Source organism: Phenylobacterium sp. (assembly GCF_030646615.1).
Lineage (GTDB): Bacteria > Pseudomonadota > Alphaproteobacteria > Caulobacterales > Caulobacteraceae > Phenylobacterium.
In genome coordinates, this window is sequence record NZ_JAUSLG010000022.1 from 24,256 (window position 1) to 33,826 (window position 9,571).

The window sequence follows — 9,571 nt, forward strand, 5'->3', positions numbered from 1 at the left end:
ATGCGCGTGATCAAGGGATGGAAGGGCCTGATGGCCCGCGACCGCGGCGCCTCCATCGCGCTCGGTAATTTCGACGGGGTCCATCGCGGCCACCAGCAGGTGATCGCCCTGGCCGCCAAGGCCGCCCACGAGACGGGCGCGCCCCTGGGCGTCATCAGCTTCGATCCGCACCCGCGGCAGATCTTTGCGCCCAATGCGCCGGCATTTCGCCTGATGCGGCCGGGCCAGCAGGCCCGCGCCCTTGAGGGGCTGGGGGTGGACCTGTTCTACATCCTCCCCTTCGATCCGGAGATGGCCAGCCTGACCGACCGCGACTTCGCCCAGCAGGTCCTGCACGAGGGCTTGGGGGTGGCGCATGTGGCGGTGGGCTTCGACATCTCCTTCGGCAAGGGCCGGACAGGGAGCCCCGCGACCATGAAGGACTATGGGCAGGAATTCGGCTTCGGGGTGTCGGTCGCCGGCGCCGTGGCCGATGACAGCGGCGAGAAATACTCCTCCACCGCCGTGCGCGACGCCCTGCGGGACGGCCATCCGGAAGCCGCCGCCGCCATACTTGGCCGCCCCTTCGCCATCGAGGGCGTGGTCCAGCGGGGCCGCCAGCTGGGGCGCGAACTGGGCTTCCCCACCGCCAATGTGCAGGTGGACGACTATGTGCAGCCGCGGTTTGGCGTCTACGCCACCCGCACCCGCCTGCCTGACGGCCGCGAGGTTCCCGGCGTGGCCAATATCGGCGTCAATCCCACGGTGGGCGAGGTGGCCCCGGTGCTTGAGGTGTGGCTGTTCGACTTCGACGAGGACATCTACGACCAGACCATCGAGACCGATCTGATCACCTTCCTGCGGCCGGAGCTGAAGTTCACCAGCCTCGAGGCCATGGTCGAACAGGTGATGCGCGACGCCGCCCAGGCCCGCCAGATCCTGATGCCGGACTTCTGAGGCCGACCTAAAGGGCTCGCTCGCGCCGCAGCCGTCTGCTAGGACGCCCGGATGACGAGCGGCCGGAAATTCCTGCGAATTATGCGCCCGGCGTGACGCCGCCGGAGTGTTGATCCAGCGCGCGCCGAGACCTGTTCCGCCTTTCTCCGCTCCCGATTGGACGAAAAAACCCCATGGCCGACGACGCTGAAAAGCGCACCAATTCCTCCGAACAGGCGGGGCGCGACTATCGCGACACCGTCTTTCTTCCCCAGACCGACTTCCCCATGCGCGCAGGCTTGCCGCAGAAGGAGCCGCAGATCCTGGCCCGGTGGGAGGAGATCGACCTCTACAACACCGCCCGCAAGACGCGCCAGGCGGCCGGCGCGCCGCTGTTTGTGCTGCATGACGGCCCGCCCTACGCCAATGGCGCCATCCATATCGGCCACGCCCTGCAGAAGACCCTGAAGGACTTCGTGGTCCGCTCGCGCTTCGCCATGGGCTACGATGTGGACTATGTGCCCGGCTGGGACTGCCACGGCCTGCCCATCGAGTGGAAGATCGAAGAAGAGCTGCGCGGCCAGGGCCGCCGCAAGGACGGGGTCTCCAAGGCCGAATTCCGCGAGAAATGCCGCGCCTATGCCGGCCAGTGGATCGGCGTTCAGAAGGACGGCTTCAAGCGCCTGGGGGTCCTGGGCGACTGGGAGAACCGCTACGCCACCATGGACTATGGCAGCGAGGCGGCCATCGTCGCGGAGTTCCACAAGTTCGTGGCCTCGGGCCAGCTCTATCGCGGCTCAAAGCCGGTGATGTGGAGCCCGGTGGAACGCACCGCGCTCGCCGACGCCGAGGTCGAGTACCACGACCATGTCTCCCCCACGGTCTGGGTGAAGTTCCCGGTGACCCAAGGGTCCGACGCGGCCCGCGGCGCCAGCGTGGTCATCTGGACCACCACCCCCTGGACCATCCCCGCCAACCGGGCGATCGCCTACAACGAATCCATCGCCTATGGCGCCTATCTGGTCGAGGCGATGGAGACCGACCTGGCCTTCGAGCCCTGGGCCAGGCCCGGCGACCGGCTGATCCTCGCCGACAAGCTGGCCGAGGAGGTCTTCAAGGCCGCCAAGGTGGCCAAATGGCGCCGGGTCGAGACGATCGACTGCCAGGGTATGGTCTGCGAGCACCCCCTGGCCGCGCTGGACACCCACTACGCCTTCTCCGTGCCCCTGCTGGCCGGAGATCACGTGACCGAAGAGGCCGGCACGGGCTTTGTCCACACCGCGCCGGGCCATGGCGCCGACGACTATGTGGTCTGGCTGGCGCACGGCCACCGGGAGATCCCGGAGACCGTGGACGCCGACGGCGCCTATTATCCGCACGTGGCCCTGTTCGGCGGCCTCAAGGTGCTGGAGACCGAGGGCAAGAAGGCCGGCAAGTTCGGCCCGGCCAACAACGCCGTCATCGACAAGCTGATCGAGGCCGGCGGCCTGCTGGCTCGCGGGCGGCTGGAGCATTCCTATCCGCACTCCTGGCGCTCCAAGGCGCCGGTGATCTTCCGCAACACGCCGCAGTGGTTCATCCGCATGGACGAGCCCCTGGACACGCCGCAGCACGGGGGCCGCACCCTGCGCGAGACCGCCCTGGAGGCCATCGAGGCCACCGCCTTCTATCCCGAGGCCGGGCGCAACCGCATCCGCACCATGGTCGAGAGCCGGCCGGACTGGCTGATCAGCCGCCAGCGCGCCTGGGGCGCGCCGCTGGCCATGTTCGTCGACAAGGAGACGAACCAGCCCCTGCACGATCCCGACGTGGACGCCCGCATCATCGAGGCCATCGCCGCCGAGGGCGCCGACGCCTGGTTCACCCGGCCGGTCACCGACTTCCTCGGCGCCCACGATCCGGAGCGCTACGAGAAGGTCGAGGACATCCTGGATGTCTGGTTCGACTCTGGCTCGACCCACGCCTTCACCCTGGAGGGCCGCGAGAACACCCGCTGGCCAGCCGACCTCTATCTGGAGGGCTCCGACCAGCACCGCGGCTGGTTCCAGTCCTCGCTTCTGGAGAGCTCCGGCACCAGGGGCCGCGCGCCCTATAACGGCGTCCTCACCCATGGCTTCACCATGGATGAGAACGGCGAGAAGATGTCCAAGTCCAAGGGCAACACCGTCGATCCGCACCAGATCATCAGGGAATCCGGGGCCGAGATCATCCGGCTCTGGGCAGCCATGGTCGACTATTCCGAGGACCAGCGGATCGGCAAGACGATCCTGGCCACCACGTCGGACGCCTATCGCAAGCTGCGCAACACCCTGCGCTACATACTGGGCGCCCTGGCCGGCTATTCGGACCAGGAGGCCGTGGCTCTGGAGGACATGCCGCCCCTGGAGCGCTACATCCTCCATCGCCTGCAGGTGCTGGATGGCGAGGTGCGCGACGCCTATGCCGCCTACGCCTTCCAGGACGTGATCCGGCCGCTGATAGCCTTTTGCCAGGAGGACCTGTCGGCCCTGTTCTTCGACGTCCGCCGCGACGCCCTCTATTGCGACCAGCCCTCGGCCCTGCGCCGCCGGGCCGCCCGCACGGTGATGGACGCAGCCTTCGAGCGCCTGACCGTCTGGCTGGCGCCGCTGATGCCCTTCACCACCGAGGAGGCCTGGACGATGCGCTTCCCCGAGGCCGGGTCCAACGCCCTGCGGGTGTTCCCCGAGACGCCGACGGCCTGGGCCAATCCCGGCGAGGCCGCCCGCTGGGCCAAGGTCCAGGCGGTCACCGCCGTGGTCACAGGGGCGCTGGAAGTGGAACGCCGGGAAAAGCGCCTGGGGGCCGCCCTTGAGGCCGCCCCGGTGGTGCATATCAACGATCCCGATCTGCTGGCCGCCTTCGACGGGCTCGATCCGGCCGAGGTGTTCCGCACCAGCCAGGCGACGCTCAGCGCTGGCGAGGGCCCGGCCCAGGCCTTCCGCCTGGCTGAGACGCCGGCCGTGGCGGTGGAGCCGCTGCGGGCGCAGGGCCAGAAATGCGCCCGCTCCTGGCGCATCCTGCCGGAGGTGGGCAGCGATCGGCGCTACCCCGACCTATCCTTGCGCGACGCCGAGGCGGTGGCGGCCTGGGACGCCGCCCAGGGCGGGGCTGGCGCGTGAGCGTCCAAGACCGCATAAAGCCCGGCCATGGCGCTGGGCCAATTTGCTGATCGGAGGCGGGTCTCGTGAAACTGGCCAATCGCCACGGCTGGACCGCCTATGGGCTGGCCCTGGCCATCATCATCCTCGACCAGCTGTCCAAGCACTGGATCCTGTTCGTCTATGACCTGCCCTCGCGCGTCAGCGAACAGGCGGGGGGCCCCTTTTATCTGACCATGGTCTGGAACCAGGGGGTCAGCTTTGGCCTGCTGCGCGCCGACCAGGACCTGGGGCGCTGGCTGCTGGTCGGGTTCTCCGTGGTGGTGGCCATCGTCCTGGCCTTCTGGGCCCGGCGGGCCGACCGGGGCCTGATGGGCGCGGCGCTCGGCCTGGTCATGGGCGGGGCGATCGGCAACGCCATCGACCGGGCGCGGTTCGGGGCGGTGGTGGATTTCATCGACGTGTCGCGGCTCTACTTCCCCTGGGTGTTCAACATCGCCGACGCGGCCATCACCATCGGGGTGGCCCTTCTGCTGCTCGACAGCCTGCGGCGGGACGCCAAACCCCTGGGCGCGAAGCCCTAAGGAGATTGGCGCCAGCCCCCTGTTTGCGCTAATGCAATGGACTTTCCGGCCGGGGGCGGCCCTAGGAGCGTTTCGTCATGACCCTCAACCGCGTGATTTTCGCCGGCGCCCTGGTCGCCGCGGTCGGTCTGGCCGGCTGCAGCTCCACCCGTTCGGCGCTCGGCATGACCAAGGTGACCCCGGACGAGTTCCGCGTCGTCACCAAGGCCCCCCTTGTGGTGCCGCCCGACTATGCCCTGCGCCCGCCGGCGCCCGGCGAGCCGCAGCCCCAGGAACTTCGTCCCGAGAGCGCCGCCCGTGCGGCCCTGACGGGCGAGCGTGAAGGCCTCAACCGCAGCCCGGCTGAACAGGCCCTGGTGGCCAAGGCCGGCGTGGCCGGCGCTGACCCGCTGATCCGTTATGTGGTGGACGATGAGTTCGGCGGCATCGCCCACAAGGAAGAGAGCTTCGCCAATCGCGTGATGTTCTGGCGCGGCGATGCGGCCCCGTCCGCGCCTGCGGGCGAAGACCTGTCGGGTCCCATCGATCCGGCCGCCGAGCAGGCGCGCATCGACGCCCTCACCGGCGGCGGCCAGGTGGTCATCCGTCGCGAGGCCAACAGCCGGATCAAGCTGCCCGGCCTCTAGGGGTTAGTCCTCAGCCGGGGTGCGGATCTCGTAGCCCAGCGCGCCCAGCCGATCGAGCACGCCCCCCTGCGCCAGCAGGGGGCGCAGCTGCACCACCGCGATGCTGTGGCCCGGCTGGCGCAGCGCGCTGACGATGGCCTGGGTCTGGTCGGCCTTCAGGCGCGCATCCAGCTCAGCCGCCCCCGGCGCGGCGGCGACACACCGCTCATAGCTCCGCTCGCCCCCCAGGGCCTCGCGCACCCGACCCCAGGCCCAGGCCCGGGCGGCGGCCTGGGCGGAACCCGGGCCCGCCTCCACCGCCGCCAGGGCTTCGAGCACGCAGGCCCGCTGGGCCGCCGCCGGCGTCCGCACCACCGCGGCCAGCAGCGGGGCGGCGTCATAGGTCTTGGCCTCCACGCGAATCCCCCGCGCCGCCGCCATCCGGCCGATGGTCTTGGCCGGGTCGGCGGCCGTCAGGCTGGCGGCGTCGCGATAGTCGCTGACCAGCAGCAGGGCCGCGGCCATGCCGTTGCGGGTCTTGTAGCGGCCGGCGTCCTGCCCGGCCTTGGCGCGGGCGGCCACGAACCGCGCCCGCAGCTCGGGATCGAGCGTCTCCTCATAGGGCGTCCCGGACCGCAGGCGCATCAGGCTGATCACCGCGCCGGGCACGGTCAGCAGGTTCACGCTGGCATTGTTGAAGGGCAGGATGACGCGGTTGGCGCCCTCCAGCCGTCGCTCCAGGACCGAGGGGTCCCAGCCGGAGCCCTTGGGGATCACCGAGGGCACGCCCATCACATAGACGGTGGAATCGCCATCCGAGACCCGCCACCAGGCCGGCCCGATCTCTCGCGCCGTGACCACCAACTCCTCGACCAGCACGGCGTCGGGGTCCTGGGGCAGGGCCGAGGGAGCCTGCGCCGCCGCCGTCAGGGGCGAGGCCAGCAGCAGCAGGCCCAGAAGGGCGACGGTCAGGCGCATGATCTCTTTCCTCATCCTTCAATAAAGGAGGGGCCGCCCCCGCAGCCTGAATCGTCCTATATTGCCTTTTGCACCCAGGCTCGAACATGCGCATCCATCGTCTTCCCCCCGAAACCGTCAACCGCATCGCCGCCGGCGAGGTGGTCGAGCGGCCGGCCAGCGCCATCAAGGAGCTAGTGGAGAACGCCCTGGACGCCGGGGCGCGGCAGATCGAAGTACAGGTGGAAGGGGGCGGCCTGACCCGCATCCTGGTGGCCGATGACGGCTTTGGCCTCTCGCCCGAGGAACTGCTGCTGGCGGTGGAGCGCCACGCCACCTCCAAGCTGCTGCCTGACGATGCCGGCGACTATGACCTTTTGCGCATCGTCACCCTGGGCTTCCGCGGCGAGGCCCTGCCGTCGATCGGCTCGGTGGCCCGGCTTTCCATCACCAGTCGCGCCAAGGGCGCCGCCGACGCCTACGCCCTGCGGGTGGACGGCGGGGCCATGGGCCAGGTCTCACCCGCCGCCTTCCCCGGCCCGCACGGGGCCCGGGTGGAGGTGCGCGACCTGTTCTACGCCACGCCGGCGCGGCTGAAGTTCATGAAGTCCGAGCGGGCCGAGGCCATGGCCATCGCCGACGAGATCAAGCGCCAGGCCATGGCCCATGAGGCGGTCAGCTTCAGCCTGGAGATCGACGGGCGAAAGGTCCTGCGCCTGCCCGCCGAACCGGCCGGGGACCTGGGACGGCTGGCGCGGCTCTCGGCCATCATGGGCCGGGAGTTCTCCGAGAACGCCCTGCTGATCGATCACGATCGCGAGGGCGTGCGCCTGTCGGGCTATGCCGGCCTGCCGACCCTGAACCGGGGCAATTCGGCCCATCAGTATCTGTTCGTCAACGGCCGGCCGGTGCGCGACCGCCTGTTGCAGGGAGCCCTGCGGGGCGCCTATGCCGACTTCCTGGCGCGCGACCGCCACCCGCTGACGGCGCTGTTTCTGACCATCGACACCGCCCTGGTGGATGTGAACGTCCATCCGGCCAAGGCCGAGGTGCGCTTCCGCGATCCGGCCCTGGTGCGCGGCCTGATCGTCGGCGGCCTGCGCCACGCCCTGGCCGGCGCCGGCCATCGGGCCTCCACCACCGTGGCCGCCGACGCCCTGCAGGGCCTGCGCCCGGGCATGACCCCGGCCCCGGCCTATCGCCCCGGCCCCTCGGCCCAGGGGTTTTCCAGCTGGAGCGGCGGCGGATGGGGGCCGGCCCTGGCCCAGGCGATTCCGGGCCTGAGCGAAACCTCGGCCCGCCATGAACCGGCCTTCGCGCCCGGCGGCTACGTTTCCGGCATGGCGGAAAACGGCAGCGCCCAGCCGCCCACTCCCGACCTGGTCGACCATCCCCTGGGCGCCGCCCGGGCCCAGGTGCACGAGACCTATATCGTCGCCCAGACCCGCGACGGAGTCGTCATCGTCGACCAGCACGCGGCCCATGAGCGGCTGGTCTATGAAAAGATGAAGGCCGAGATGGCCGTGGGGGCGGTGGCCCGCCAGGCCCTGCTGATCCCCGAGGTGGTGGAGCTGGACCCGGCCGAGGCCGAGCGGGTCCTGGCCCGGGCCGATGAGCTGGCGGCGCTGGGCCTGGTCATCGAACCCTTCGGCGCCGGCGCCGTGCTGGTGCGCGAGACTCCGGCCCTGCTGGGCGAGACCGACGCGGCCGGCCTGGTGCGCGACATCGCCGATGACCTGGCCGAAAACGACCAGGCCCTGGCGCTGAAGGAGCGGCTGGCCGAGGTCTGCTCGACCATGGCCTGCCACGGTTCGGTGAGGGCGGGCCGACGGCTGACCGGCCCGGAGATGAACGCCCTGCTCCGCCAGATGGAGGTCACCCCCCATTCGGGCCAGTGCAACCACGGCCGCCCCACCTATGTGGAGCTCAAGCTCGCCGACATCGAGCGCCTGTTCGGCCGGCGCTGATCAGGCCGCCGCCTCGGCAGGCTCTTCCACCACGGCGTCCATGCCCTGCGCCATATAGGCTGCGGCGTCGCCGCTCATCTGTTCGACCTGGGTGTCGGGCCGGATCGGCGAAACCGGGTCCGCCAGGTCAAAGAGCATGGCCAACATGGCGAGGACGATTCCCAGCGGACGATGGGCGGACACTGCCCGGCAACCTTGAACAGACAGTGAAGCTGGATCGTCCTCAAGAGTCTGAGAACATTCATAAAAATGTCCCAATACTCAAGCTTCGCCCGCATCACGGCGGGACCATCTTGCCGATGAGCGCGATCCTGCTAGCTTCAGCGTCTCTGGAAGAGGGTCTTATGTCTCCCGTTGCGATGAGCCGCCGAGCCTGAGCCGTCCGCGGACGTGAGAAACGTCCGCACGGAATTCAGGCGCGAACCCCGTCATCCGCGTCGCGTCGGCGCGCGGACGGCATGGCTATGCCTGACCACCGGACGACCTTCCTTGAACATCTCCAAACCGCAGCAAAGGACGCTGCACGCCCTCGCCCAGGGGGCCACCCTTCGCCCTGTCCGTGACCACCGCGGCCATATCATCGATGTCGACTGCATCACCGGAGAGGGGTGGCGGCTGACTGATTGTGACCTGGCCGTCTTCAAGGCCCTGCGCCGTCGGGGCTTCATCTCCAGCCGCAACGGCGGGCCTTATCGGATCACCCGCGACGGCCTGATCAACCTGCGCAGTCGGCAGGACAACCGGACGACCTCACGCCTCTGGTGAGTATGTCAGGAAGTGGACGCGCGCGGCGCCATAGTCGCGGGCGTCCATCTCTTGATAGCCGGCCACGCTCGGCGGCGGTTCGCTGGCTCCCCGCTCCCAGACGACCAGGGCGCCGGGGGCGAGCCAGCCGCCCTTGGCCAGGGCTGGCAGGGCGGCTTCTCCCAGGCCCTTGCCATAGGGCGGATCGACGAAGGCCAGGTCGAAGGCCGGACCATCGCCGCCCGGGCGCAGGCCCAGATCGGTGGCGTCGCGCCGGTGGACCCGGGTGCGGCCGAACAGGCCCATGGCGTCCACATTCTCGCGGATGGCGCCGCGGGCGTCCTCGTCGGTCTCCACGAACAGGCAGAATCTGGCGCCCCGGGACAGGGCCTCGAAGCCGAGTGCGCCGGAGCCCGCAAACAGGTCGATCACCCGCAGGTCCCGCAGGCCGCCCGACCACGGCGCATGCTCCAGGATGTTGAAGATCGCCTGGCGGGCGCGGTCGGAGGTGGGGCGCGTGTTCACCCCTTGCGGCGCGGCCAGGCTCTTGCCGCGGAACTCACCCGAAACGATACGCATGGCCTAGCCCCGGGACTTGGGTCCGCGGGGGCCGCTCGAGCCGCGCGGCGGCCCGGACGGGCGAGGGCCGCCGCGGCTGGGGCCGGGGGGGCGCGGACCCC

9 protein-coding genes are annotated in these 9,571 nt (G+C 70.1%); 6 read left to right on the forward strand and 3 right to left on the reverse strand.

All coding sequences use genetic code 11. From position 1 onward, the window contains the following. The 4 genes from Q7S93_RS03475 (at position 1) to Q7S93_RS03490 (ending at position 5,244) form a co-directional block, all read left to right on the forward strand. Positions 1-936, forward strand: coding sequence for a bifunctional riboflavin kinase/FAD synthetase (locus Q7S93_RS03475; protein WP_304712183.1), 936 nt, complete (start codon positions 1-3; stop codon positions 934-936). Positions 937-1,109: 173 nt separating this feature from the next. Beyond that, positions 1,110-4,055, forward strand: coding sequence for an isoleucine--tRNA ligase (gene ileS, locus Q7S93_RS03480; protein WP_304712184.1), 2,946 nt, complete (start codon positions 1,110-1,112; stop codon positions 4,053-4,055). Positions 4,056-4,120: 65 nt separating this feature from the next. Then, positions 4,121-4,618 (forward strand): signal peptidase II, encoded by a 498-nt coding sequence (gene lspA, locus Q7S93_RS03485; protein WP_304712185.1) that lies wholly within the window; start codon positions 4,121-4,123, stop codon positions 4,616-4,618. Positions 4,619-4,695: 77 nt separating this feature from the next. Further along, on the forward strand, positions 4,696-5,244 hold the full coding sequence (locus tag Q7S93_RS03490) for a DUF3035 domain-containing protein (RefSeq protein WP_304712186.1): 549 nt from the start codon (positions 4,696-4,698) through the stop codon (positions 5,242-5,244). A gap of 3 nt (positions 5,245-5,247) precedes the next feature. Here the strand turns inward: Q7S93_RS03490 and Q7S93_RS03495 are convergent, their stop codons facing one another. Continuing rightward, entirely contained in the window at positions 5,248-6,201 is a 954-nt protein-coding gene (locus Q7S93_RS03495; RefSeq protein WP_304712187.1) for a TraB/GumN family protein, read from the reverse strand. Between the two features lie 86 nt (positions 6,202-6,287). On the opposite strand from Q7S93_RS03495, the gene mutL reads away from it, so the two are divergent. Next, positions 6,288-8,147, forward strand: a complete 1,860-nt coding sequence (mutL, locus tag Q7S93_RS03500; protein WP_304712188.1) for a DNA mismatch repair endonuclease MutL — start codon at positions 6,288-6,290, stop codon at positions 8,145-8,147. On the opposite strand, the gene Q7S93_RS03505 is transcribed toward mutL, so the two are convergent. Continuing rightward, positions 8,148-8,330, reverse strand: a complete 183-nt coding sequence (locus tag Q7S93_RS03505; RefSeq protein WP_304712189.1) for a hypothetical protein — start codon at positions 8,328-8,330, stop codon at positions 8,148-8,150. Between the two features lie 306 nt (positions 8,331-8,636). Here Q7S93_RS03505 and Q7S93_RS03510 point away from each other — a divergent pair, with 306 nt between their 5' ends. Next, complete coding sequence (locus tag Q7S93_RS03510; RefSeq protein WP_304712190.1) at positions 8,637-8,912, forward strand: YjhX family toxin; 276 nt, start codon at positions 8,637-8,639, stop codon at positions 8,910-8,912. On the opposite strand, the gene rsmD is transcribed toward Q7S93_RS03510, so the two are convergent. After that, positions 8,898-9,470: a 16S rRNA (guanine(966)-N(2))-methyltransferase RsmD gene (rsmD, locus tag Q7S93_RS03515; protein ID WP_304712191.1), complete on the reverse strand. Its 573-nt coding sequence runs from the start codon at positions 9,468-9,470 to the stop codon at positions 8,898-8,900. The two genes, Q7S93_RS03510 and rsmD, sit on opposite strands and share 15 nt — an antisense overlap. Positions 9,471-9,571 lie beyond the last annotated feature (101 nt).